General features: G+C 50.5%; 26 protein-coding genes. 15 read left to right on the top strand and 11 right to left on the bottom strand.

All coding sequences use genetic code 11. The annotated features are described in order from the left end of the window. Positions 1-7 precede the first annotated feature (7 nt). The 5 genes from dhaL to AB4K05_RS07575 all read left to right on the top strand — a co-directional run bounded on the left by dhaL (position 8) and on the right by AB4K05_RS07575 (position 5,196). On the top strand, positions 8-640 hold the full coding sequence (gene dhaL / locus AB4K05_RS07595; RefSeq protein WP_368479381.1) for a dihydroxyacetone kinase subunit DhaL: 633 nt from the start codon (positions 8-10) through the stop codon (positions 638-640). Positions 641-656: 16 nt separating this feature from the next. After that, complete coding sequence (gene dhaM, locus AB4K05_RS07590) at positions 657-2,069, top strand: dihydroxyacetone kinase phosphoryl donor subunit DhaM (protein ID WP_368479380.1); 1,413 nt, start codon at positions 657-659, stop codon at positions 2,067-2,069. Positions 2,070-2,136: 67 nt separating this feature from the next. Beyond that, complete coding sequence (locus AB4K05_RS07585; protein WP_368479379.1) at positions 2,137-3,786, top strand: glycerone kinase; 1,650 nt, start codon at positions 2,137-2,139, stop codon at positions 3,784-3,786. Positions 3,787-3,996: 210 nt separating this feature from the next. After that, a complete protein-coding gene (locus AB4K05_RS07580; RefSeq protein ID WP_368479378.1) occupies positions 3,997-4,629 on the top strand; it encodes a LysE family translocator in 633 nt (210 codons plus the stop codon). Positions 4,630-4,665: 36 nt separating this feature from the next. Then, positions 4,666-5,196: a glyoxalase superfamily protein gene (locus AB4K05_RS07575; protein ID WP_368479377.1), complete on the top strand. Its 531-nt coding sequence runs from the start codon at positions 4,666-4,668 to the stop codon at positions 5,194-5,196. Between the two features lie 188 nt (positions 5,197-5,384). Here the strand turns inward: AB4K05_RS07575 and AB4K05_RS07570 are convergent, their stop codons facing one another. From AB4K05_RS07570 to AB4K05_RS07560, 3 genes are all read right to left on the bottom strand, one after another. Beyond that, the gene (locus AB4K05_RS07570) at positions 5,385-5,957 is read right to left on the bottom strand and encodes a TetR/AcrR family transcriptional regulator (RefSeq protein ID WP_368479376.1); all 573 of its coding nucleotides are present in this window, start codon (positions 5,955-5,957) and stop codon (positions 5,385-5,387) included. An 88-nt stretch (positions 5,958-6,045) separates the two neighbouring features. Beyond that, positions 6,046-6,909, bottom strand: coding sequence for an arginase family protein (locus tag AB4K05_RS07565; protein ID WP_368479375.1), 864 nt, complete (start codon positions 6,907-6,909; stop codon positions 6,046-6,048). Positions 6,910-7,183: 274 nt separating this feature from the next. After that, entirely contained in the window at positions 7,184-8,101 is a 918-nt protein-coding gene (locus AB4K05_RS07560; protein WP_368479374.1) for a LysR family transcriptional regulator, read from the bottom strand. 103 nt (positions 8,102-8,204) lie between these two features. Here AB4K05_RS07560 and AB4K05_RS07555 point away from each other — a divergent pair, with 103 nt between their 5' ends. Further along, a complete protein-coding gene (locus AB4K05_RS07555; protein ID WP_368479373.1) occupies positions 8,205-9,398 on the top strand; it encodes an MFS transporter in 1,194 nt (397 codons plus the stop codon). A 131-nt stretch (positions 9,399-9,529) separates the two neighbouring features. Here the strand turns inward: AB4K05_RS07555 and AB4K05_RS07550 are convergent, their stop codons facing one another. The 3 genes from AB4K05_RS07550 to AB4K05_RS07540 form a co-directional block, all read right to left on the bottom strand. Then, on the bottom strand, positions 9,530-10,138 hold the full coding sequence (locus tag AB4K05_RS07550) for a hypothetical protein (RefSeq protein WP_368479372.1): 609 nt from the start codon (positions 10,136-10,138) through the stop codon (positions 9,530-9,532). A gap of 58 nt (positions 10,139-10,196) precedes the next feature. Next, positions 10,197-12,683 carry an autotransporter outer membrane beta-barrel domain-containing protein gene (locus tag AB4K05_RS07545; RefSeq protein ID WP_368479371.1) on the bottom strand — a complete coding sequence of 829 codons (2,487 nt, stop codon included), beginning with the start codon at positions 12,681-12,683 and terminating at the stop codon, positions 10,197-10,199. Between the two features lie 119 nt (positions 12,684-12,802). Further along, positions 12,803-13,495, bottom strand: a complete 693-nt coding sequence (locus AB4K05_RS07540) for an EAL domain-containing protein (RefSeq protein WP_368479370.1) — start codon at positions 13,493-13,495, stop codon at positions 12,803-12,805. A gap of 245 nt (positions 13,496-13,740) precedes the next feature. On the opposite strand from AB4K05_RS07540, the gene AB4K05_RS07535 reads away from it, so the two are divergent. Next, positions 13,741-14,460 (top strand): transcriptional regulator, encoded by a 720-nt coding sequence (locus AB4K05_RS07535; protein ID WP_368479369.1) that lies wholly within the window; start codon positions 13,741-13,743, stop codon positions 14,458-14,460. Then, positions 14,460-14,936, top strand: coding sequence for a hypothetical protein (locus AB4K05_RS07530; RefSeq protein ID WP_368479368.1), 477 nt, complete (start codon positions 14,460-14,462; stop codon positions 14,934-14,936). The genes AB4K05_RS07535 and AB4K05_RS07530 overlap by 1 nt, the downstream gene beginning before the upstream one ends. Before the next feature lie 278 nt (positions 14,937-15,214). On the opposite strand, the gene ompW is transcribed toward AB4K05_RS07530, so the two are convergent. Continuing rightward, positions 15,215-15,850 carry an outer membrane protein OmpW gene (ompW, locus tag AB4K05_RS07525; RefSeq protein WP_368479367.1) on the bottom strand — a complete coding sequence of 212 codons (636 nt, stop codon included), beginning with the start codon at positions 15,848-15,850 and terminating at the stop codon, positions 15,215-15,217. Between the two features lie 324 nt (positions 15,851-16,174). On the opposite strand from ompW, the gene AB4K05_RS07520 reads away from it, so the two are divergent. The 3 genes from AB4K05_RS07520 to yciA are packed head-to-tail and all read left to right on the top strand — an operon-like array spanning position 16,175 to position 17,918. Then, positions 16,175-16,918, top strand: coding sequence for a YciC family protein (locus tag AB4K05_RS07520; RefSeq protein WP_368479366.1), 744 nt, complete (start codon positions 16,175-16,177; stop codon positions 16,916-16,918). A gap of 46 nt (positions 16,919-16,964) precedes the next feature. Next, positions 16,965-17,504 (top strand): septation protein A, encoded by a 540-nt coding sequence (locus tag AB4K05_RS07515; protein ID WP_368479365.1) that lies wholly within the window; start codon positions 16,965-16,967, stop codon positions 17,502-17,504. A 15-nt stretch (positions 17,505-17,519) separates the two neighbouring features. Beyond that, positions 17,520-17,918 (top strand): acyl-CoA thioester hydrolase YciA, encoded by a 399-nt coding sequence (yciA, locus tag AB4K05_RS07510; protein WP_368479364.1) that lies wholly within the window; start codon positions 17,520-17,522, stop codon positions 17,916-17,918. A gap of 32 nt (positions 17,919-17,950) precedes the next feature. On the opposite strand, the gene AB4K05_RS07505 is transcribed toward yciA, so the two are convergent. Continuing rightward, a complete protein-coding gene (locus tag AB4K05_RS07505; protein ID WP_368479363.1) occupies positions 17,951-18,487 on the bottom strand; it encodes a YniB family protein in 537 nt (178 codons plus the stop codon). A 123-nt stretch (positions 18,488-18,610) separates the two neighbouring features. Between AB4K05_RS07505 and hxpB the strand changes: the two genes are divergently transcribed. The 4 genes from hxpB (at position 18,611) to AB4K05_RS07485 (ending at position 22,442) form a co-directional block, all read left to right on the top strand. Beyond that, on the top strand, positions 18,611-19,279 hold the full coding sequence (gene hxpB / locus AB4K05_RS07500) for a hexitol phosphatase HxpB (RefSeq protein ID WP_368479362.1): 669 nt from the start codon (positions 18,611-18,613) through the stop codon (positions 19,277-19,279). Positions 19,280-19,431: 152 nt separating this feature from the next. Continuing rightward, positions 19,432-20,193 carry a 2-dehydro-3-deoxy-D-gluconate 5-dehydrogenase KduD gene (gene kduD, locus AB4K05_RS07495; protein ID WP_368479361.1) on the top strand — a complete coding sequence of 254 codons (762 nt, stop codon included), beginning with the start codon at positions 19,432-19,434 and terminating at the stop codon, positions 20,191-20,193. Positions 20,194-20,282: 89 nt separating this feature from the next. After that, positions 20,283-20,873 (top strand): metal-dependent hydrolase, encoded by a 591-nt coding sequence (locus tag AB4K05_RS07490; protein ID WP_368479360.1) that lies wholly within the window; start codon positions 20,283-20,285, stop codon positions 20,871-20,873. 177 nt (positions 20,874-21,050) lie between these two features. After that, positions 21,051-22,442 (top strand): L-cystine transporter, encoded by a 1,392-nt coding sequence (locus AB4K05_RS07485; RefSeq protein ID WP_368479359.1) that lies wholly within the window; start codon positions 21,051-21,053, stop codon positions 22,440-22,442. Positions 22,443-22,552: 110 nt separating this feature from the next. On the opposite strand, the gene cedA is transcribed toward AB4K05_RS07485, so the two are convergent. From cedA to AB4K05_RS07470, 3 genes are all read right to left on the bottom strand, one after another. Then, positions 22,553-22,792, bottom strand: a complete 240-nt coding sequence (cedA, locus tag AB4K05_RS07480; protein ID WP_368479358.1) for a cell division activator CedA — start codon at positions 22,790-22,792, stop codon at positions 22,553-22,555. Between the two features lie 130 nt (positions 22,793-22,922). Further along, the gene (gene chbG, locus AB4K05_RS07475; protein WP_368479357.1) at positions 22,923-23,678 is read right to left on the bottom strand and encodes a chitin disaccharide deacetylase; all 756 of its coding nucleotides are present in this window, start codon (positions 23,676-23,678) and stop codon (positions 22,923-22,925) included. An 11-nt stretch (positions 23,679-23,689) separates the two neighbouring features. Next, on the bottom strand, positions 23,690-25,036 hold the full coding sequence (locus tag AB4K05_RS07470; RefSeq protein WP_368479356.1) for a 6-phospho-beta-glucosidase: 1,347 nt from the start codon (positions 25,034-25,036) through the stop codon (positions 23,690-23,692). Positions 25,037-25,118: the final 82 nt, after the last annotated feature.

Here is a 25,118-nt window from a genome sequence, read left to right as displayed (position 1 = left end):
ATCTGCAATGTCACTGAACAGAGAACACATTGTCGACTGGCTGTATCGCTGCGGCGAAACCTTCACCACCCAGTGCGACTTTCTAACCGGACTGGACCGCGAGATAGGCGATGCCGATCATGGCCTCAACATGCACCGTGGTTTTAGCAAGGTCGTCGAAAAACTGCCGTCCATTGCCGACAAAGACATTGGTTTTATTCTCAAAAACACCGGCATGGTGCTGTTGTCTAACGTCGGCGGCGCTAGCGGGCCGCTGTTTGGCACCTTCTTTATTCGCGCAGCGCAGGCAACCCAAGCGCGGCAAAGTCTTTCGCTTGATGAGCTCTATTTGATGATTCGCGAAGGCGCAGATGGCGTCGTCAGCCGCGGCAAAGCGGAACCGGGCGATAAAACCATGTGCGATGTCTGGCTGCCGGTCGTCGACTCACTGCGGCAATCCAGCGAACAAAAATTATCGGTAACCGCCGCGCTAGATGTCGCCTGCGACGTGGCACAACGCGCCGCGCAGTCCACCATCACCATGCAGGCACGCAAAGGCCGCGCCAGCTATTTGGGGGAGCGCAGCATCGGCCATCAGGATCCGGGAGCGACTTCGACGCTGTTTATGATGCAAATGCTGGCCGCCGCGGCAAAAGCATAAGACAAAGGATAAGGCGATGGTAAACCTAGTAATTGTCTCTCACAGCGCCCAACTGGGCGAAGGGATCGGGGAACTGGCCCGCCAGATGTTAAGGGGTGATGGCTGCAGGCTGGCCATCGCCGCCGGGATTGACGATCCCGACAACCCTATAGGTACTGACCCGATTAAGGTCATGGATGCCATTATTTCACTCGCGGATGCCGATGCCATTTTGGTGTTAATGGATATCGGCAGCGCCCTGATGAGTGCTGAAACGGCGATCGACCTGCTGGAACCTGAGATCGCAGCGAAAGTGCATTTGTGCCCGGCGCCGCTGGTCGAAGGTGCGCTGGCCGCAGCGGCGAGTGCCGCCGGTGGTGCAGGTATCGACAAAGTGATCTTCGATGCACAGACCGCGCTGCGTGCCAAACGCGTACAGCTCGGCTTTGCGCCGCAAGAAATGGAGGTTGACGACTCATCGACTGAAGAAAGCGACTTTGATGACGCGCAGTCGATTACCGTTGAGATTCAAAACCCTAATGGCCTCCACGTTCGCCCGGCGGCCCGGCTGGTCGAAGGGCTTGGCGGTTTCAACGCAGCGCTGCTACTTGAAAAAGACGGCAAATGCGTGAAACCCGACAGCATCAATCAAATTGCCCTACTGAAGGTGCGCTGCCATGACCGGGTGCGTCTGATTGCCAAAGGCCCGCAGGCGCAAGAGGCGCTGGCAGCGTTTCGCGCGCTGGCAGAGGATAATTTTGGCGAATGCCTAGCGGCAATGACCCCGCCGGATACCCGGCCACGCACACCGTCTACCGCTAGCGGCCAGGTTCTTTACTATCAACCTGCCGCCTATTCAATAACGCGCACAGCAAATGGGCGGCCGGAAGACGAGTTTCGCCGCCTAAAAATCGCCATCAGCCGTACGCTAGACGATCTTGCTGGCCTCACTGCGCTGGCGGCTGAAAAATACGCTGACGATATTGCCGCCATTTTCGCCGGCCACCAAACCTTGCTTGACGACCCTGAGCTGATGAAGGAGCTTGAACAGAAACTGCGCACGCAGAAGTGCAGCGCGGAATGGGCCTGGCAACAGACCATGAGCGCACTCAGCCAACAGTACCAGGCGCTTGATGATGCCTATCTTCAGGCGCGTTACATTGACGTCGACGATATTCTGCATCGGACTCTCGGACATCTGCTCGACGCCGCCGACGGCGCACCGGCGCTGCTGCATCGCACGATTCTGATAGCAGATGATATTTACCCTTCCGTGGTGCTACAGCTTAATGCTGAAAACACCGCCGCCATCTGCCTGCGGCAAGGCAGCCCGCTGGCCCACGGCGCGCTCATCGCCAAGCAGGCCGGTATCCCTTGGCACTGTCAGCAGGGCCAGGCTTTCGATACGCTGCGCAACGGCGACCCGTTGACGCTTAATTTCTCGCTTTAACCATCTTGGCAACGTTCTGCGCAGCGCGCTGCGCAGGCTTGCTACAGCCAAAATTCAGGAATCTGTTATGTCGCAATTTTTCTACAATCAACGCGAAAACCTTGTCAGTGACGCTATCGAAGGGGCGATTATCGCCAGCCCATGGAATAACCTGGCTCGCCTAGAAAGCGACCCAGCCATCCGCATCGTGGTACGCCAAGATTGGGATAAATCGAACGTCGCGGTGATTTCCGGCGGCGGCGCTGGCCACGAACCGGCACACGCGGGCTTCGTCGGCAAAGGTATGCTGACGGCGGCGGTGTGCGGCGACCTGTTCGCCTCCCCTAGCGTGGATGCCGTGTTGACGGCGATTCAGGCGGTGACCGGCGAGGCTGGCTGTCTGCTCATTGTTAAAAACTACACCGGCGACCGCCTTAACTTCGGGCTGGCTGCCGAGAAAGCCCGTCGTATGGGCTATAACGTGGAGATGGTGATCGTTGGCGATGACATTTCGTTGCCGGATAACAAGCAACCGCGCGGCATTGCCGGTACTATTCTGATCCACAAAGTGGCCGGTTACTTTGCCGAAAACGGCTACAACCTCGACACCGTCACCCGCGAAGCGCGGCTTGCGATGGCACGCGTATTCAGCATCGGCGTCGCGCTTTCCAGCTGTCACCTTCCCGCAGACCCGAATGACGGCGTACGTCATCACCCAGGCCAAGCCGAACTGGGTATGGGGATCCACGGCGAACCGGGTGCCAGCGTCGTTGATACGCAAAACAGCGTTGAAGTCGTGCGCTTGATGGTCGATAAAATCCGCGCTGTACTGCCGGATACCGGGCGGCTGGTGCTGATGCTAAACAACCTCGGCGGCGTGTCGGTCACCGAAATGACGATTATCACTCGCGAGCTGGCACACAGTGCTCTTGGTGCCCGCACCGACTGGCTCATTGGCCCAGCGGCGCTGGTCAGCGCACTGGATATGAAAGGTTTTTCCATCACGGCCATGGTGCTGGAAGAGAGCATTGAAAAAGCGCTGTTGTCGGAAGTCAAAACCGCCGGCTGGTTGCCGCCGGTGCGGTTGCGCGCACAGCGAACCCAGCCCTGCACCATTCGCAGCGCCCGGGTAGAATTCACGCCGTCTGAAAATGCGCTGGCGAGTCGCTATGTTGAAACCGTCACCGCCACGCTGTCGGCGCTGGAAGCCGATTTGAACGCTCTTGATGCCAAAGTGGGCGACGGCGATACCGGTTCAACCTTCGCCGCCGGTGCGCGTGAAATTGCCCACCAACTGCACCAGCACCGCCTGCCGCTGGCGCAGTTGGATACGCTGTGCGCACTCATCGGCGAACGCTTAACAGTGGTGATGGGTGGATCCAGCGGTGTGCTGATGTCGATTTTCTTCACGGCTGCAGGACAAGCCATCCATGAAGGCCACTCCTTTATCGCGGCCCTCCAGGCGGGCCTGGCGCAGATGAAATTTTACGGCGGTGCCGACGTCGGCGATCGCACGCTGATCGATGCGCTCCAGCCTGCCCTAGAAGCTCTTGCCCAGCAGCCGGACAATCTCTGTGCGGCCTATCTGGCGGCACAAGCGGGCGCCGATGCCACGGCACACGCCACCCGAGCCAACGCAGGCCGGGCATCTTACCTGAACAGCGAGAGTCTGGCGGGCAATATGGACCCCGGCGCGCACGCGGTAGCCATGGTGTTTAAGGCGCTAGCACAGCGGTAGTCGCCAGAAAATAGGGATTCCTGCCTGTATGGGCAGGGATTCTTCCTGCCCCCGTAAAGCCTCTGTTTCCCGCTTGTGCGCAATACGCCATCGCCACGATGGTTGGCCTGTTCACATCTCTACCAAAATTAACAGTTCATTGACATTTCTCTCGCTCGACGAAAACGGAAGTCGTAGTATGAAAAACAGTCGCCATGCTGGAGTTTCGTTATGCCTGAGTCTCACAATATTCTCGCCTTCGCCCTCGTCTCACTCGGCATGGCCCTCACCCCCGGCCCAAATATGATCTACCTGATTTCACGTTCTATCTCTCAGGGACGTGCGGCAGGCTTAGTCTCACTTGGCGGCGTGGCATTGGGCTTTATCTTCTATATGGTCAGCGCCGCGTTCGGTCTGACGGCGCTAATGATGGCCGTTCCCTATGCTTACGATGCGTTGAGAATTGCCGGTGTGCTTTATCTGCTGTGGATGGCTTGGCAATCGGTGCGCCCCGGCGGCCGTTCGCCGTTTCAGCTAAAAGAACTGCCGGAGCACAGCCCGCGAAAACTGTTTCTAATGGGCTTTTTGACCAACCTGCTCAATCCTAAAATTGCCATCGTCTATCTGTCGCTACTGCCACAATTTATTAATCCCACTCACGGCAGCGTTCTGGTGCAATCGTTGATGCTGGGGATGACGCAGATCGTCATTAGCGTATCAATCAATGCGCTAGTCGCTATCTCGGCGGGGACAATCGCACTATTTCTGGTACGCAAGCCGTCGTTTGGCGTATTCCAGCGCTGGCTGATGGGCGGAGTGTTGACCGGGCTTGCCGTGAAGATCGCCACGGAATCGCGGCGGTAATGCGAGCACCATCAGTTGCTGAAGACAGGAGAAAGTATGTTAACAATCGAGCTGGCCAAGCAAATGGCGGCAAAGTTAAAAACCTCTTTGGATCTGCGCGATCATAAAATTTCTTATTCCGCTGCACTTGAAACTATTGCACATCAATTAGGCTACAAGGATTGGAACACCGCTGAGGCTGCGCTGCCCTCACAAGCTCCTCAGCCTAAAATTCATTTCATTAAGCCTATCCCCATCTTACGCATGTTCGATGTGCGGAAAGCACGGGAATTCTATCTTGAATTTCTATCATTCAGCGTTGAATTTGAACACCGGTTCGAGCCCAACCTGCCTTTGTATCTTGGCATTGTCCGGGAGGGGTTGCAGCTGCACTTGTCTGAACATCACGGTGACGCTAGCCCAGGCGCTACGATTTTTATTCCTATGCACAATATTGAGTTGTTCAGAAACGAACTACAGGAAAAGCAGTATGGTTATGGTCGCCCGGAAATAGTGAAGCAGGATTGGGGCGATGTCTTGGAAGTTTACGATCCGTTTGGCAACCGGCTCCGTTTCTGTCAAAGCTGATTTTTCCGCTCAATGTTAAGGGGATTGCCATAGGCATTTCCCTTAACACTCATAGACACGAAGCCCGAAATTGGCATATTCGCTCCTGGCACGCAGCGGACAGGCTTGCTGGGCTAGAAGGTCCGCTTTGAGCGAGGAGCGGACATTTGCAATTCCCTGGCTATCACGTTGACTAAAGCTGTTTAGCATTATTTCAATAATTTTGACATCAACTCAAAAAACATAGGCAGGTCGCGACTGAAAGAGAAGGATGCATTTATAGCCTTGCGCGCGATTAAACCGTCAATAAAGGCAAAAAGAATAATCGTGACTTCCTCAAGGTTTATCTCCCGGCGAAACTCTCCTGCTGCAATACCGTCCGCGATTATTCCTGCAATACTTTGCCGCATGATGGTATCACTGGAAATATACGTTTTCTGCAATTCAGGGTTCCGCGCAGACTCCGCCATGATTTCAACCCAGAGTTGATGCGTAACTGGATAACCTACATCGCTTATGCACGAAGTAACCTGCACGCAAAGGCGCTCGAAATAAGTGCCGCTAGACGGAGCACTGTGAGCGGTCAATGCTGAATTCTGCTCTTCAAGAACGATAGCCTTGATGAGATCATCCTTGCTTTTGAAATACGTGTACATCGCTCCCTGGCTGATCCCAGCACGGGTAGAAATTTCACGTACGCTGGTCGCACTAAAGCCCTTTTCTGCAAAGCAGGCAGCGGCAGCGGTAATCAGCTTATGGTAGGTTTCGGTTTTCTTTAACATGTTGACTATTATGTTTAATCGAGGGCCATGACTTTAGCGCGCTTTTTTTCCTGGAGCCAGCATTGAACTCTGACCCCAGAATCAGATATTACTTCATAAGCGGCAACGCACTGAGCATATTCTTCAGATTCAGCATATCCCAGGGTAAATGTTCAGCAATTGTAAGGCCGACAGGCACCGTTTCTGACGTTGCCTGAGCGATCAGATTTAGAACATCTTCAATGGATAGTTTACCTTCTGCGACATCACCAAAATCATGCTCTCCTCTGCCAGGCTGGGCGAAAAGAACCGAACGGAAAAGTGACGGATCGAGAACGTCCAGATCAATGTGTATTGCCAGATGTTCAATATTTTCCCTCTTGATCCATTTTGTGACGTCTTTCGCGTCGTTTTTAACCTTTTCAGGACTCATCGTCGCAATGCTATGACTTGCCAGATATTCAGCTTCATAGGCCAGCGGATCGTGGATACCGGCAATCATTATTTTTGAGGGGTTAAGCCTCGTGCTTACGTGGGCTACTAAATCTTTATCACCCGTTCCAATGAGTGCGCCAAGAACATGGGCATGTGCGTTTGGATATTGTTTAGCGGTCTGCACATCAGGGTGAGAGTCAATCCAGAGCACACCCAGTTTGTCACCGTATTTATTGAGCAGATGGGCAAAAGGAGCCAGTGATACCAGGCAATCGCCACCAAAAACGACGATTGAATCGGGATCATGTTTCCCAATCAGCGTGGCTGCATCGTTGAGTTGCCTGATAATTTGAGGTTTAGCGGTAATGCCATCCACTTCGGCCTGTGGCTGCGATGTGGGCTCATCGACCGGAACTGACTCAACAGGGCCATCCGATTCGGGGGAAAGATACGAGAGAAGAAGCGAGCCAAGATGATAGGGAGGGTTATTGCCCCCCTGCCATTGAGGAAATAAAAGTCTGAGCGTTTTACTGGTCATAATTTGCCTTTACTTGTTTTGACAACAGACTGAATTGAGTGAATTACATCATAAAATGAATGATCGTTCATTCATTTTTGCGTAATCATCGCTCTTTCGCAAGCAACACGGCACGTTTAGTTAACGAAAAGGATAAAAGTCATTTGTCCAGGCTGCCTTCAATCTACGTCCGCTTTTGGCACAAAGCAGACAAGCTTACTGCATGCGCTTAAGCACCGCTTTGAGCCAATATCCCCAGTCGAGACTCAGCCCACTGCATACTTCCAATCCCACCTTATGCTTCTAGAGAACTATTGCTCAATCTCTGCTGCATAAAATCAATCAGCGCCCGTGTTTTCGCGGGTAAGAAACGTCGATTGGAATACAGGGCGAACAATTGCAACGGGGCTGCCGATTGTTCAAACGCCACCTCGATGAGGCTTCCATCGCTAATGTAGGGCTGGCAGGCCTGCTTCGATAGTATTGCAAAGCCGACTCCTGCTAGCGCAGCTCGTCCAGCCATCTCTCCGCTGTTGACCCGGTAACACCCTTTGACCTTGACTGCCTCAAATCCGCCCTGTTTATTGACAAACTGCCAGGGAGCGCCTTTCAGAGCACTGACTGTTGTAATACAGGGTAATTCCTCAAATTGCTGTATATCAGATGGCGTGCCGTAGCGCTGAATGACGGAAGGTGCGGCAACAATGGTGCACGGAATGGTCAGGAGATGACGGGCGATGTAATCGCTATCATCCATCTGACCACGGGTGATAATGACAGCTAAATCCAGATCGTCCCGCAGGGATTCGAAACCTGACAAGTTTGTGATGCAGCTGATCTCAAGATCTGGGTACTGACAAGCGAAATCAGCAACAGCGGCGCCCAGCAATGCCGGGCCAACCTCATTGGGAATACAGATACGCAGCGGGCCCTTGAGCTGCATTTGCCGCAACGTTAATTCTGTCTCAGTTTGCTCAAGCGCCTCCAACAATGGCTTCGCTCGGGTATAGAGTAGATGCCCTGCTTGGGTGAGCTTCATATGACGGGTGCTGCGTTCAATGAGCTGAAGATTTAGCTTTTCTTCTAACTGAGAAATACAACGGCTCACATTTGATGTCGGCATCTCAAGGACTTTCGCTGCCCCGACAAAACTTTCACTCTCCACCACGGCGATGAACACTTTCAAGGTATTGAAATCAAGAGCGGGTCGCATTAACTATCCCATAAATGATAATAATGAATACCATTATTACCACATTATTAGCACCACTGATATCTATTAAACTCAGGCATCTTTTATCTAAAGGTTGCTTGCTATGCCACTGGTCACCCAGACGTTTAATCCTAAAACACTCATGCGAATCGCCTTAGCAATGGCATTTATCCAGTTCACTAATGCACTAGAGTACATGGCATTAACACCCGTTTTTGCTTTTATGGCCGACGGGTTTTCCGTGCCGGTGTCTTTTTCTGGATATGTCTCTGGCATGTACACGCTGGGCGCGGTGTTATCTGGGATTGCTGCTTTTTATTGGATTGATCGATTTAATAAAAAACAGTTTTTGATCAAAAATATGGCGCTGCTAGGAACGCTAACCTTTTTGTCTACGCTCATTACGCATTTTGAAACTCTCTTGATATTACGATTTTGCGCAGGGTTGGTGGGGGGAACGACAATGGGCGTGGGGATCAGCATTTTAATCAATCATGCTCCGGCAAATCTTCGCGGCAGAATGCTAGCCACGGTGATTGCATCATTCTCAATGGTTAGCATTGTCGGAATGCCCACTATATTATTTTTATGTACGCATTATGGTTGGCATGCTGCGATGTGGCTAATCAGTTCACTGTGCTTAGTCTCTCTACCGATGATCATTTTTACCCTTCCCTATGATACGGTTTCACCCCACATAAAGGCCAAACTCTCTTTTGATACCGACACCTTACTTTTTGCTTCATGCACTGCATTCGCGCAATTTAGTCCTATGCTTGTCATACCCATTCTGACTCCATTGATGATGCAGTATATGGGTGCACAACAGAACCTATTACCTTTATTGTTTCTCAGCGGCGGAATTGTAGGTTATTTTTCGACAAAAATAACAGGCATTCTTACATCACGCTTACCCTCCCTCACCCTAGCCATATTTTCAACACTGCTATTGATATCAAGCTTGCTTATTCCTGCGATGGGCAATAAAAATGCCTTTCTCTTTATAACCATATTTCTTGGCGCCTCATATAGCCGACTGGTTTGCGCTTCGTCGGTGGCTCTCCATTATCCTGAGGATGAACAACGTGCCAGCTTTTCTTCATTGCAGACGGCAATAATGTACCTGATAACCACTCTTGCATTCTTTCTGTCTTCTCTATTGCTCCCCGACATGGGATTAACAACGCAAAATATAAATCGACTGTTGGTTGTCAGTGCCTTAACCGCAGCGGGATTTCCTTTCATGGTCATCATACTTCAAAAGAAACTGGCTAAACGTGCGGCTCATTACCCGTAGTGGATGGGCCTTGGTCTATAGCGGTCAATGATACCCATGCGACAGATTTTCAATCCTATAAAAGCATTTTCTGAGACGATTACACTGTTGTTTCCATCGTGTTTACTCACAAAAAAACCCGCCGAGGCGGGTTAACGTAGGGCCAAAGAAAAATCATGCATATTTCCCAACTGTTGCCGTACAGAACGTCTGACGTGTTCATCAATTTTTAGCTGAACATAATCCGGATGGAACTCATGTCTGAAGAACCAATGGGCTTGCAAACGATTATGCATATGTAATTTCTTAACCAATTTATCTACACGATGATAAAAAATTTTAGGCGTAGTACCAATATACTTGGCGGAGTCTGCCATGGTGTCGTTGAGCAGCAAGCTTCGTATCGTCGATTTATCTATATGCGTAAAATTTTCCAGCGACTTATATTCCAAAAGAAAATTAATCGCAGCATCATAAGTCACGCCTGGACAATGTCGGATGATGTTGCAGTAACTTTTTATTGAAATATCGCTCTCCAATGATATTAGTGGCAATAACAGGCGAGAATAGACTCCATCGTTACCAATAAAAATAAAACGAGAGACATTTCTATGTCGATCAATACAGCTAATAAGGGTTCTCAATGAATGAAAAGAGGGAAGATCAATTATACACGTCCCCCTCTCATACATATTATGTGGACTCAATTGCTCTAGGGCAATTCGCAAAAAATGATTTCGCGTCTCAATATAATATTTCACTGTCTTTACTCGTCATAATCGGAAGAGAGGCAGTCCCTCCCTTCCAATTTATCCAGTGTTAGAAGCTAATACGGATACCTGCAACGCCCTGAACGGGTTCTTCAACAAAGCTACCATTCCGATAGTTCAGCTCACCATATAAAGTCATATCCTTTGTAGGATTGGCGGTGAGACCCACGCCATACTTACCGGAGGTTCCGTTCTGGTGGTTTTTGAACTGATTAACTTGGTTAATTACGACTTCGTTGGAATGAGCCAGTTCCTGCTCCACGCTCGCGCTCAGATAAGGACGGAACATGGTGTTCCCGAGTTGGAAGTTCGTTCCCACACGGGTACCTGCTTCGGCGGTCAGTGAACGTGCCTTCCCGGTCTGCGCCGTCATGCCGTTAGTCAGAGCCACATTCGCATCATTGATGTATGTACCGGTCACACGAGCAAAGGGCTCAATACGAAAGGCTTCGGTCGGCAACAGGGTATAGCCAGCCTCAAACGCCGTGCTCAGGCCGTACTGGTGCCATTTGCCGCTGGTCATGTCACCGTTGGTCATCCGAGCATTAAGCTTGCTTTCCAGACGGTTCGCTTTCACCACGCCATCGAGATAGAAACCATTGTTGTCATACCAAGTGGCGTAGGCACCAAGACCATAACTGTCCACTGAACTGGTCCCACCGCGGGAATGCTTTACGTTGTTACTGGTCAGAGAGACAAAGCCGCCGGTCACTAGATTGCCACGGTCAAAACCATAAATAGTGTCTGCACCGAGCTCCATACCGTTCTGATAGAGCTTGTAGGCCGCACCGTTGCTGGTTTCCGCGGCGCTTTTCTTGCCAAGATAGTGGCCCCAGACGTTGCCTTCGTCCTTCTGCAGGTCAGTATTACGATCTTGGCGGGCGCCGCGCAGCCCATCCATCTCACCGCGCATAATATTCAGCCCGGCATTCGCCAAGTTCAGAACAGCATCAGTGGATGGGGTAGTAACTAGGTCACCGCCGCCATTGTTGCCACCGCCATTGCCTTCTTCATCGGTGAGAGCGCCAAGGTACCAGACGTTACCGTCCATTCCGTCTTTACCGGTTTCCTGTTTCAGAACATACATGTAGGCGCCGCCATCGACAGCGCGAGCACTGCCACCGCGAGAAGACTGCAGAGCAAAGTCAATATCACCACCCTGATCATTAATCAGGTTTACGGTCAGATCGGTGTGGTCTGCAATTTCCTTGCCGGAGTCCTGAACTATGACGCCAAAGCTACCGGTTCCCTGACCAATGGTGACAAAGTTGGCAGCTTTATCCGCGAGTGAAGTTTGGAACCGGAAATTCCCGCTGCCATTCAGTTCACCAATATTCAGCTGCGCATAACCGTGGTTGTTAATGGAACTGAACACTACATTACCGCCGTTCATATCGAGCTTATCGACTTGGGCATTCACCTGTCCTGGAGCATCGCTTGATAATGACGCGACTTGCAAAGTGCCGCCATTGAGAGTGACGTCCTCAGCCTGAGCGTTGGCATAGATCACCAATCTGGCATCGTTATTGACCTCCGTATAACCCTCGGCTCTCGCGCCGCCGAACAGATAGGATCGGCCACCATTTAGCGTCGTGTCGGTTGTCGTACCATAGACAATTTGTTGGCCATCCTCGAGCGTCGTATTGAATGCCTCACCGCCGCTCATAATTTTCTGTGTCCCACTATTCACCAGAGTATCTTTTGCAGTACCGCTGGCTTCAACACGTTGCGTGCCACCGTCAATTGTTGTTTCTTTGGCAGTGCCAGCAGCCTCGATGATTTGAACAGAATCTTCAGTAGCCAAAGTCGTTTTCTCTGCACTACCTCTTGCTGAGAGGATCTGTGTTCCAGAATAAATTGTCGTGTCTTTCGCGGTGCTCAAATTCCCCGAAACATTCTGAATCCCATTACCTCTTATTTCTGTTCCAATGGCCTGACCACCTCCACTAATATTTTGCGTCCCAGAGTTTATTGTGGTGTTAGTCGCAGTAGAATAAGTCCTGATTTCCTGTGTACCCCCTTCAATAGTTGTATTATTGGCTACGCCGTTAAATTGAATAATCTGTTTACCGCCGGCCCGGATCTCTGTCTTGTCTGCAACGCTACCTTCCTCGATCCACTGTTGTCCGCCTTCCATTATTATGGTGTCATAAACTTTTCCACCATCAGGAACATGCTGGAGCCCGCCATCATTAATGGTTGTCTGACTCGCGCTACCTCCTTTAGCAACAATTTGGCCACCATCTGCTGTATTGATCTGGGTATTATTAGCATGGCCTCCACTACCGATAAACTGAGTGCCATCAACAACAGTATTATTAGCCACCCCACCAGCATATACATCCTGCAGCCCCTCATAATTTATGGTCGTATTATTGGCCGTACCGTACACATATTGATTATCGCCCTCGCTAATGACTGTATCATTAACGATATCATCGGCGGCAACAGTACTATTAGTTGCATATGCATAGAGTGGATTGGCAATAATAGCAGCAATTGCAATACAAATAGGTTTGATTTTAAAAAAAGCCATTGAAATACCTTTGTATAAATTAACAAATAAAGAATAAATAGATTAGTGGTTGTAATGGTACTGCTAGACTCTTTAACTTTATAAAAAGCCTGTGCAGTTACAACGTAAGAATAACCAAATCATGCGGAAATTATATTCTTACCCTCCCAGTAATAACCCTGAGCGATATCGGCACCGCATAACATGCTCGTATTAAGATCTCTTTCAGATTCAACACCCTCAATCAATACCGGAATATTTCCCAACACGGACTTTACTAACCTAACGATGTCCTTTAGATGGCGGCCATGAATTTCACATTTATCAATTTTAATGCCATCTATATTGTCTTTATGCGCAGGAAGCGTGATCAAATCATCAATAGAAAAATCATCAACCCATACCTTTACACCAAGGTAACGCAAGCGACTTATGTTTTTATAAAATAAATACTGCTCCTTCTCATTCATACACTTCAATACCGAGGCATCTGATACTTCCAGACAAACGTGATTAAAAGCTACGATATCAACAATATCGCAATGATTCAGAGCAAGAAAACCTTCCACTGAGAGATTATAAAAGCAGACATCAGCGATTTTTCCGCTAACGCTGTGAATTTGCTGTCGCAAAATATTAATTTGCTGACGACCTGACAACTGGGTAAACCAACGTTCTGGGATCAAGCCATCCCGCAGTTCACTTAACACTTCATAGCCGATGACTTGTCCGACGTTGACTCGACTGGCGTTTAAATCGACAAGGGGCTCTAGGCGAAAATGCACAATATCTGGATGCATCTTCACGCTCTGGCCAGCAACGATAGTTTTCATACATCAGTCCTCTTATTAATGGCCCAAGGCGATATGGAACCGCCCGTTTGATGGACTCAGTATTCAGAGGTTTCCCCGATCAATCAACATTATAACCCAGTGACACGTTGTTTTATAAAAAACAATGCTGAATTGATGGTTAATTATAGAATAATACACTGTTGATATGGATTGGTATGACATAACTCCACGAGAAGGAAGGAAAGGTCTATCATGTAAAGATGCTCAACATAAGGAGACGAGCGATGTTATACATCCTTGATGACGTAGTGATCTATGACTCGGTCAATGGCACCCTTTACCGTCATGACAAAGAGAAGTCTGACACTACCCACCTGACGACGATCGCCAGTAAAATTCTGCAACATCTAGTACTTCATCATGGTGAACTGGTGACTAGGGATACTCTATTTAATGAGGTCTGGGAAAAGGCTGGGATCGTATCTTCATCCAACACCTTGAATCAGTACATCAGCCTTCTACGTAAAACACTATCAGGATATTTAGGTGATAGGGATATTATCGTAACCGTTCCGCGTGCGGGGTATTACTTAAGCAAAGACATCCATGTATCGACGCATATTGGCTTGCACCGTCGATTGCACATCGCGCCAAAATTTATCGCAGCGTCAGTTACTCTTCTAGTCATCGTATTGGCTTCTTTTTTATATACCTCCCAGCCAGATAAAATTACACCACGAAAAATCGGCGAACTGAAAGGATGTCCTGTTTATGATATTTCAGGGGTTAAAAGCGATGTCGCGGACGCATCCAGTTTTGCCGTAGCGAAAGAAGCGTTAGAAAAAAACAATCAAATTTGCACCGCGACAACTTCCTTTTATATATATGCGCAGGAAGCTTTACACCTACACAAACCAGCAAAAGTCTTGTTCAGTCGGTGCATTGAGTGGAGTGACAATCGTGATACCTGTCAGAATATTTACTACTACTCTTGGATACGCTGATGAAAAAATATCATGTTTTTATTTTTATCCTGATGGCATTATTGCTGGTGTTTCTGGCAGGTGGGTACTGGCACTCCCAACATAATCTCAGCTTCACTTGTTCTTCTTCAACGGTGTCTCTTTCAACGAACACAGAAAATAAACCATTTTTAAATTTCACCGAAAGTGTAACATTTACATTGAAGGGGCAAGTGTTTGTCAATATATCCGGCGAAATCCATAATGAAGATGCAAGCTATACGCTTAACCGTAGCATAATTTATGACTACATACGCCTTGGGAGCGGTGACTATCAGTTACATGCTATTAGAGTTACACCTACCGGTACCGATGATATCCCTGCTGAACTGGCTCAGAAATTTTTAGGTCAATTAAGCCTTGATTCATATAGGGTGGTAAGCATTAGACAGCTGCCTTCCGGAGATATGGTTATCTCCAATACAACAGGGCCTTACATTATTTGCGCTGTGCATTAATCTACTACAGCATATATTCGGCATGGAACTCGCAGAGCAAGAGACACTGATGACTTAGAATAAGGCCTATTGGTGCTATAAGTGCCCCATTGCAGGCAAGTTTCTGATGAGAAGCTGGCTGAAGAACTCGTTATGGAAGCAAATAGCCGACTTGCCGAACAGAGGATGATTATCTTCTTGTTGAGCAAAGTAAGACTAGTGCCAAGAAAGAGTGGAATGAGCTGGCCACATAATGACCAGCTTTGCAGAAGGGTTTTGCAGGAGTTTTGCAGAAGAATTCAGAAACGATAACCGGCTGAGAACATAAACACCCACGGATCCAGACGTGTGCTAACGCTTTGGTTCACGCCGCCGGCTTTAAATTTAACGTTGGTGTCGATATCCATGTACCAAACTGACATGTTCAGCAACCAGTCGCGGTTAATCAAATAATCAAGACCAACCTGCCCCGCCGCGCCCCAAGAATCGTCAAGGCTCAAGTCAGACAGTCCCGCCTTTTTACCCGTGTCGTTAAAATCGCTATCAAAGAAGGTGGTGTAGTTGATACCCGCGCCGATATAGGGGCGGAATTTGCTTTGCGCATCACCAAAATACCATTGCGCCATCAGGGTAGGCGGCAATTGATGAACGGTCGCAATATCACCGGTTGGCCCGGTGCCCACTTTATGACGGAACGGGCTGGCAGCCAGCAGTTCAATACCGATGTTGTCCGTCGCCATGTAGGTAAAGGTCAACCCCAACTGCGTATTGTTGCTGACATTGAAGCTCCCAAGACTGCCAAGAACGTTATCAGATCCTTCCGTTGGACGAACCGTTGCCGACCCAGCACGAATGAAAAACTCCCCTGCTTCATGCGCCCATACGCTGCCCGACAAGGTACTTAACGCAAGTGCAACCACTGCTAACTTTTTCATATCCACTTCCTCATTATGGTTTTTCTAGCGCGGCAAATATACCCACAACGAGTTACTTTTGATCCGTCCTGGATCACACTAAATCATGAGATTTAACATTTATTGATCCAGATTAATTTTTACCTTTTACTTACATTGCGTGATTAATATTCAAATCAATTTTTGCATTTGTTGATTAATCAGCCAACCGTTCAAAAGCGCGGCTGATACGGCTTTTTCTTTACAAAGATATACTTAGCCTAGCTCGCGCAGAGACTGCTACGCCCGCGCGATTTGCGGTACAATTGCCGACTTATTCACACCTGCAATACTCAAGGAGAGTGCATGTCTATCACGGCGCAGTCTGTATACCGTGACACGGGTAATTTTTTTCGTAATCAGTTTGTTACTATCTTACTGATTTCATTGCTCTGTTCATTTATCACGGTGGTGCTCGGCCATGCCTTTTCCCCCAGCGAAGAGCAACTTGCTACGCTGACGGTTGGGGATCATCTGACCGGGAGCACCGGTTTGTTCGACCTCGTGCAGAACATGACACCGGAGCAACAACAGATCCTGTTGCAGTCTTCCGCAGCCTCGACGTTCGCCGGACTGATTGGCAACGCCATTCTGGCGGGCGGGATTCTGCTGCTGATCCAGCTTATCTCTGCCGGGCATCCGGTTAGCGCTCTGCGAGCCATTGGCGCCAGCGCACCGGTATTGCCAAAGCTGCTGCTGCTTATCTTTATCAGCACGTTTCTGATTCAAATGGGCGTGATGTTGATTGTGGTTCCGGGGATTTTGCTCGCCATCGTGCTGGCCTTCGCGCCGGTGATCATGGTGCAGGATAAACTGGGTGTTTTCGCCTCAATGCGCAGCAGTACGCGTCTGGGGTGGGCTAATATGCGTATTATCGCTCCTGCGGTGGTTGGCTGGATGTTGGCAAAAACCCTGCTGCTGCTGTTCGCATCAAGCTTTGCCGTGCTCACGCCGTACCTTGGCGCGGTGGTGGTTAATGCGTTAAGCAACCTGGTTTCCGCCCTGTTGCTTATCTATCTGTTCCGCGTATATATGCTTATTCGCGACTAATCTGATGCTGCCCGTTGCGGGCAGCGCTGACCTACGGAATCGAAGTATGAAGCAGTTTCTGGATTTTTTACCACTGGTTGTCTTCTTCGCCTTTTATAAGATTTATGACATCTACACGGCAACCGCAGCGCTTATCGTCGCTACCGCTGTTGTGTTGATTTATAGCTGGGTACGCTATCGCAAAGTCGAAAAGATGGCGCTGATTACCTTTGTTCTCGTCGCGGTGTTTGGCGGCCTGACGCTGTTCTTCCATAACGATGAATTTATCAAGTGGAAGGTCACCGTGATTTATGCCCTGTTTGCTGGCGCGCTGCTGATAAGCCAGTGGGTCATGAAAAAACCGCTGATTCAACGCATGCTGGGGAAAGAGATCACGTTACCAGAGGCCGTGTGGTCGAAGCTCAATGTAGCCTGGGCGGTGTTTTTCATTCTCTGTGGGCTGGCAAATATTTACATCGCCTTCTGGCTCCCGCAAAACATTTGGGTAAACTTTAAAGTGTTTGGCCTCACGGCACTCACGCTGGTATTCACCGTACTGAGCGGTGTTTACATCTATCGCCATATGCCACAAGACGACCATAAGTAAGTACAGAGAACAAGAATGACACAGCAAAATGACGCTCCTCAGGGTGAGCTGGTATTACGCACATTAGCGATGCCCGCGGATACCAATGCCAACGGTGATATTTTCGGCGGTTGGCTTATGTCGCAAATGGATATTGGTGGCGCCATACTGGCGAAGGAAGTGGCACACGGGCGGGTTGTTACCGTTCGGGTAGATGGCATGACCTTTCTGCGACCTGTCGCGGTAGGTGACGTGGTGTGCTGCTACGCACGCTGCGTAAAACGGGGCAACACTTCCGTCACCGTTAATATTGAGGTGTGGGTCAAGAAGGTTTCATCAGAGCCTATCGGACAGCGCTACAAGGCCACCGAGGCGCTATTTATTTACGTCGCGGTAGACCCTCAAGGCAAACCACGCGCCATTCCAAACATCTAATCATCAGCCCGGCATCGCCGGGCTGTTTGTTTTTAGAGAAAACCCAGCACCTTTAAGACAAAGTAGCCGATAACAATCACGATAATCGGCAAAATGTAGAGCGGGAAAAATTGCACCAAGATGGTATGACGCGGCACTTCCACGCGTGCTTCCAGCGCTTCACGGCTTAACCCTTCCGCCCCTTTGGCTTTTTCCAGAATCAGCTGATCTTCTACCCCTTCACGAAGATGCTTCGCCTGTCGCGCCATGCGCGCACCGGAATCCTGCAGAGCCAGCGCGACAAAAATCAGCGCGTAGATCACCCAGAACAAAATATTTAGCCCATTTTGGAAGTCTGGCTGCGGCGAGTTGTACCAGAAAAGATTCAAAAATGGCGTATTGAAACGCATCATATCCACCATGACGTGAACAAAATCCATCATCACGGCATCGATGCCCGGCTGTTTTGCACTGTGCTCGTACATGAATTTCAGCACTGAAATCAGTGTCGAAACCAGCGCGGGTATGAAAATAATCCACCCGGCAATACGCTTTAAAATGGCAATGCGTCCAGCTTGTTGATACGTCATGGGTTCCCCTTGTGTAGACGCTTTGGTTCAGGACTCATCCTAAGTCTATCTGAAAGACGACGAGTATACGCTTGATATGATATACCATTGCCCTGCATTCGTTATCTTAAAGGAGAGGTAGTTATGTCCGCCGAGCGCCAAATACGAGCCGCCATTTTCGACATGGATGGATTATTGATCGATTCCGAACCATTGTGGGATCGTGCCGAGCATGAAGTTCTCAGCGAACTGGGCGTCGACTTTAGCCGTCGCCATGAGCTTCCCGATACACGCGGTTTACGTATCGATCTGGTGGTCGATTTGTGGTTTTCCCAGCAGCCGTGGAGCGGTCCAGACCGCGCTACCGTCGTGCAGCGTATGATTGCCCGCGTGATTGCCCTAGTTGAAGAGTCTCGTCCGTTGCTGCCCGGCGTGCGCGAAGCGGTGGCATTGTGTAAAGCCGAAGGCCTAAAAGTTGGGCTGGCTTCCGCCTCACCGTTGCACATGCTGGAAAAAGTATTGACCATGTTCGACCTGCGCGGACAGTTCGACGCGCTGGCCTCCGCCGATACGCTGGCGTACAGCAAGCCGCATCCACAGGTTTACCTCAACTGTGCCGCCGAACTTGGCGTCGATCCGCTGTGCTGCGTGGCGCTGGAAGATTCCGTTAACGGCATGATTGCCAGCAAAGCCGCTCGCATGCGCTCGATTGTGGTGCCTGCCGCTGAAAGCCAGATGGACCCACGCTTTAGCCTCGCGGATGTCAAACTGCTGTCCCTTGAATCCCTCACCCGCGAAAACCTGCTCGGGTAATCGTGATGCGGGCACGAACGGTGCCCGCAAATGCCAACTCAATCATAAAAATGAAACGACGTTTTATTTTTATTTGAATTTTCCATTTCCCCCTTCTATGCTTTGCTCGGTAGGTCATCTCATAACGATAAAAAACGTATACAGGGGTCGACATGATTCTCGATGCTTTCAATCTGCAAGGTAAGGTGGCGCTCGTCACCGGGTGTGATAAAGGTTTGGGCCAAGGTATGGCGCTAGGGCTGGCGGAAGCCGGTTGCGATATCGTCAGCGTTAGCCGCAGTCTGCCGCAGGAAACGGCGGATAAAGTCGCGGCGCTGGGCCGTCGTTTGTTCGCGATTCAGGCCGATCTCAGCCAGTCTGAGAGCCTCGCCGATATCATCCCCGCAGCCGTAGCGGCGGCTGGCCGTATCGATATTCTGGTTAACAACGCCGGGACTATCCGTCGCGAAGACGCGCTCAGCTTCAGCGAAAAAAACTGGGATGACGTGATGAACCTGAACCTGAAATCGGTGTTCTTCCTTTCACAGGCAGTAGCGAAACAGTTTCTGGCTCAAGGCGGCGGCGGAAAAATTATTAATATTGCCTCGATGCTCTCTTTCCAGGGCGGCATCCGTGTGCCATCCTACACCGCCTCAAAAAGCGGTGTCTTAGGGATCACCCGTCTGTTAGCGAATGAATGGGCGCAGCATGGTATCAACGTGAACGCCATCGCCCCGGGTTATATGGCGACTAATAACACGCAGCAGCTACGTGACGATGCCGAACGAAACAAAGAGATCCTCGACCGTATCCCTGCCTGTCGCTGGGGCACGCCGGAAGACCTAAAAGGCCCGGTGGTGTTCCTAGCCTCGAAAGCTTCAGACTATATCAATGGCTACACCGTAGCGGTTGATGGCGGCTGGCTAGCACGTTAATTTTTTGACAAAGAGTTACACTGTAACCTCTTCCGCCTACTGTATAAAAACCCTATACTGTATGAATTTACAGAACAATGGGTTTTATCATGACGGCGGAAGGTCATCTGCTCTTTTCCATCGCCTGCGCGGTGTTTGCTAAAAATGCCGAACTGACGCCAGTGTTGGCGCAAGGTGACTGGTGGCACATCGTGCCGTCAGCGATATTGACCTGTCTGCTCCCGGATATAGACCACCCGCGCTCATTGCTTGGCCAGCGGCTCAGTTGGCTATCAAAACCCATTGCTCGCATGTTCGGTCATCGGGGCTTTACGCACAGCCTGCTGGCGGTATTCGCCGCCCTGACCCTGTTCTATCTCAAAGTGCCCGATAGCTGGATTGTTCCCGCCGACGCGGTGCAAGGCATGGTGCTGGGCTATCTGAGTCACATCCTTGCCGATATGCTCACGCCTGCAGGCGTCCCGCTGCTATGGCCGTGCCGCTGGCGTTTTCGTTTGCCTATTCTCGCCCCGCGCAAAGGGAATCAACTGGAGCGTGTGTTGTGTATGGCGCTGTTCGCCTACGCCGTATTTATGCCGCAATCGCTGCCGGAAAACAGCGCCGTGCGCTGGTCTTCATCGGTTATCAATATGCTGCAAACCGACTTCAATCGCTTCATTAATCGCCGAGCTGAGCAATAATCAGGCACTAATCACACTTTTGGTATAATCAATTCCATTTGGATATAAGCGTGTAATCCCAGTTCTGTTACCCTTCTCACATCCAGACAAATCTTTACTGATTTGTTCAAAAAAGAACACGCCGCAGCGACTTCACACAGCAGCGGACGGCGTGAAAAATACTTCAGGAGAATGGGGATGAACTTTCCACTAGTCGCGAACATTATCGTGTTCGTCGTATTGCTGTTTGCATTGGCGCAGACTCGCCACAAACAGTGGAGCCTGGCCAAAAAGGTTTTGGTCGGTCTGGTTATGGGTGTGGTCTTTGGACTCGCACTGCAACTTATCTATGGTTCCGATAATCCGGTACTGAAAGATTCCATCCAGTGGTTTAACGTGGTCGGTAATGGCTATGTGCAACTGCTGCAAATGATCGTCATGCCGCTGGTCTTCGCCTCCATTCTGAGTGCGGTTGCCCGTCTGCATAACGCCTCTCAGCTGGGTAAAATCAGTATTCTGACTATCGGTACGCTGCTGTTCACCACGTTGATTGCCGCCCTTGTTGGTGTTCTGGTGACGAACCTGTTTGGCCTGACCGCTGAAGGTCTGGTACAGGGTACGGCGGAAACCGCACGTCTGAATGCGATTCAGAGCACCTACGCCGGTAAAGTCGCCGATCTGAGCGTACCGCAACTGCTGCTCTCCTTCGTGCCGAAAAACCCGTTTGCTGACCTGACCGGGGCTAACCCAACGTCAATCATTAGTGTGGTGATCTTCGCCGCCTTCCTGGGCGTCGCAGCGCTTAAACTGCTGAAAGACGACGCGCCGAAAGGCCAACGCGTTCTCACCGCCATCGACACCCTGCAGGGTTGGGTGATGAAGCTGGTTCGCCTGGTGATGCAACTGACCCCTTACGGTGTGCTGGCGCTGATGACCAAAGTCGTTGCAGGCTCCAACCTGCAGGACATCATCAAGCTCGGCAGCTTCGTGGTCGCCTCTTATCTCGGTCTGCTCATCATGTTTGTGGTCCACGGCATTCTACTGGGCGTGAACGGTGTGAGCCCGCTGAAATACTTCCGTAAAGTATGGCCGGTACTGACCTTTGCTTTCACCAGCCGCTCCAGCGCCGCTTCTATTCCCCTGAACGTGGAAGCGCAAACCCGTCGTCTTGGCGTGCCGGAATCTATCGCCAGCTTCTCTGCATCCTTTGGTGCCACCATTGGTCAGAACGGCTGTGCGGGTCTGTACCCGGCAATGCTGGCGGTGATGGTTGCGCCAACCGTGGGCATTAACCCGCTGGATCCGCTGTGGATTGCCACGCTTGTCGGGATGGTCACTATCAGTTCCGCAGGGGTTGCCGGCGTCGGCGGTGGTGCAACGTTTGCTGCCCTGATCGTGCTGCCAGCGATGGGGCTGCCGGTTACTCTGGTTGCATTGCTGATTTCCGTTGAACCGCTTATCGACATGGGTCGTACCGCGCTTAACGTCAGCGGCTCGATGACTGCCGGTACTCTGACCAGCCAGTGGCTGCGCCAGACCGACAAAGAGATCCTCAACAGCGAAGAAGATGCCGAATTGGCACATCGCTAACAGTGTGCCGGATGGCGGTGTAATCGCTTCATCCGGCCTACACGGTGATTCAAAAATAAAAGCCGCTGAGTAAACTCAGCGGCTTTTTTCTATTCGGTCCGCGTATCTGGCTACGCGTTGATTTCGCCATCCTGACGTATCTGCACCGCCCAACGCTGGGCCGACTCAGGAATACTGAACGCCTGCGAGCGCTGAAACGCGCTGCCCATCAGCACAAATGCCACATATTTCCCACGCAGCATCCAGACATCGCGAAAACCTTCTACCTTCACGGCATGGTCTGGCGGAGCAGGTTCGGTACGCGGTACATAGCTGATAATCTGCCGTTTTTGTTGGCGAAGCGGTTTCATAAGCAGTTAAATTCACAATCATTAATGACAAAACAGGAAAGTCTTATCATAGCAGGATTAGCGCGGGCGCGTCATACACAAAAAGGCCCGACAGGTTCGCTGCCGGGCAAGGGTTGAGGGGGTTAATTTCTTACACGTCGCGGTAAGTACCGAGACGATAACCTCGTTCCGCAATCGCATATTTCAGCGATGCCGAGGTCAATACATCCAGTTCCGCCAAGCGCGGGTAGCAATATGCGCTGCCCATAATCGTGTTATCCACAAACGCCGGGTGGCACATCACTTCTACAGACTGTTCATCGCGGGCAACTGAGCTATCCAGCGTTTGCAGGAACAGCTCTTCAGAAATCGCCTCACCGTAGAATTCACTGCTAAAGCCCTCACTGCTGCGAAGGCCATGCGGGATCTCAAACGGATACGGGATGGAGCGGTCAATACGCATCGCAATGCCTTTTGATTTCGCAAATTCCGCCACCAGCGGGAAAATCTGCGGGATCATATGCACGTGATGATGGCTATCAAAGTGCGTTGGCTCCGCGTCGAATAGCTCAACGAAACGGTTGTACTGACACTCCAGCTCATGGGCAATCTCATCTAACGGCAACGCGTCTTCTTCCGCCATCTGCCAAATCCACTTGCCGAGTTTTCCCTCGCGGGTCAGCCCAGGCATTGGCGACAGCGGCTCGCCTAGCGTCAGCACAAAGTGCATGCCAACCGCTAACTCCGGCGTACGATGGCTAAGATACGCCGCGTGGTCGATAGCCGCGCCGTTTACCAGCGCGGTTGTTGAGGTGACCAGTCCATTTTTGCAGGCATCGAGAATCCCGTAGTTCTGCCCTTTGCTCAGACCAAAATCATCGGCATTTACGATTAATAAACGTTCCATCATGCCTCCTGTCACTTTTTCAGCTTCTCCACGGTGGCAGCGAAGTTCGGCAGCCATTTTTCATGGGCCAGAATCAATTCGCGCGCCAGGATCTCTGCATCTTTGTCAGAGTGGATTAGCGGGCTCAAGTTCAGCGCCAGCAGCACATCGTTAAACTCGCCGCTCAGCGCGGCATGGCTTGCGGCAATCTCAAAGCCTTTGATGGTGTGAATAAGACCCAGCACTTTTTCATCAAAGTGCGTGACGCGTGGATGCGGTTTCGCGCCGTCGCGACCAAGAATAGAGGTCACTTCGATAGACCAGTCTGCCGGGATGTTATCGATATGGCCGTGATGCGGAATGTTAACGTAGTGCTCGGTCTGCTTATCGTTATAGATAGCGTTGATGACTTCGCACGCCGCGTCGGAGTAGTAGGCACCGCCGCGCTGCTCCAGCTCTTTCGGCTTCACGTTCAGATCCGGATTTTTGTACAGTTCGAACAGCTGCTTTTCAACTTTCTGCACAACCTGCGCACGTGCGCCGCCTTTGTAATACTCGCCCATTTCGATAGCCAGCATCTCTTTTTGCTTGAAATAGTACAGCAGGTAAGAGCATGGCAGCAGATTCAGGGAGCGAATAAGCCCTTCACTGAACGGCATATCGAAGATGTTTTTCACGGTGTTGGCAGAGAGCGTACCAGAGGCCACGCCGTCCAACAGTTCAGCAAAGCGTGATTCGCCGTTCACCAGCACGTCGCGAATAAAGACCATGTGGTTCAGACCGAACAGATCGATAGACAGGTCATCGCTCTCGTTTAAACGCAGCACGTCGGTAATGAACATTTTCATACCGATTGGAATGTTACAAACACCGATAAAGCGCTTGAAGTTGGTATGACGATAAACCGCTTCGGTGACCATACCGGCTGGGTTGGTAAAGTTGATAACCCACGCGTTAGGGCAAACGTCCTGCACGTCTTTAATGATGTCGAAAATAACAGGGATTGTACGCAGACCTTTAAACAGGCCGCCAGCACCGTTAGTTTCCTGACCCAGATAGCCGTGGCTCAGCGGGATACGCTCATCTTGCTCACGGGCTTTAAGCTGACCGACACGCAGCTGGGTGGTCACAAAATCTGCGCCTTCAAGGGCTTCACGGCGATTAAGCGTTTTGTAGACCTTCATTGGCACGCCGGCTTTTTCTACCATGCGCTGGCACAGAGCGTGAATAATATCCAGCTTCTCCTGCCCGCCTTCTACATCCACCAGCCACAATTCGCTAACCGGCAGTTCGTGATAACGTTTGAGAAAACCTTCCAGTAATTCTGGCGTATAGCTGCTACCACCACCAATCGTAACAACTTTTAATTTCTGGCTCATATCTTTTTCTCCCTAGAGATCCACAAGCTAAACGTGGTTTACCCTCCGCATAATATGCGGCGAGCTAAATTCTTTGTCTCAG

Source organism: Kluyvera sp. STS39-E (assembly GCF_040932435.1).
GTDB lineage: Bacteria > Pseudomonadota > Gammaproteobacteria > Enterobacterales > Enterobacteriaceae > Kluyvera.
The sequence above is the reverse complement of the archived record's forward strand: the minus strand, read 5'-3'. Positions and strand labels throughout refer to the sequence as shown.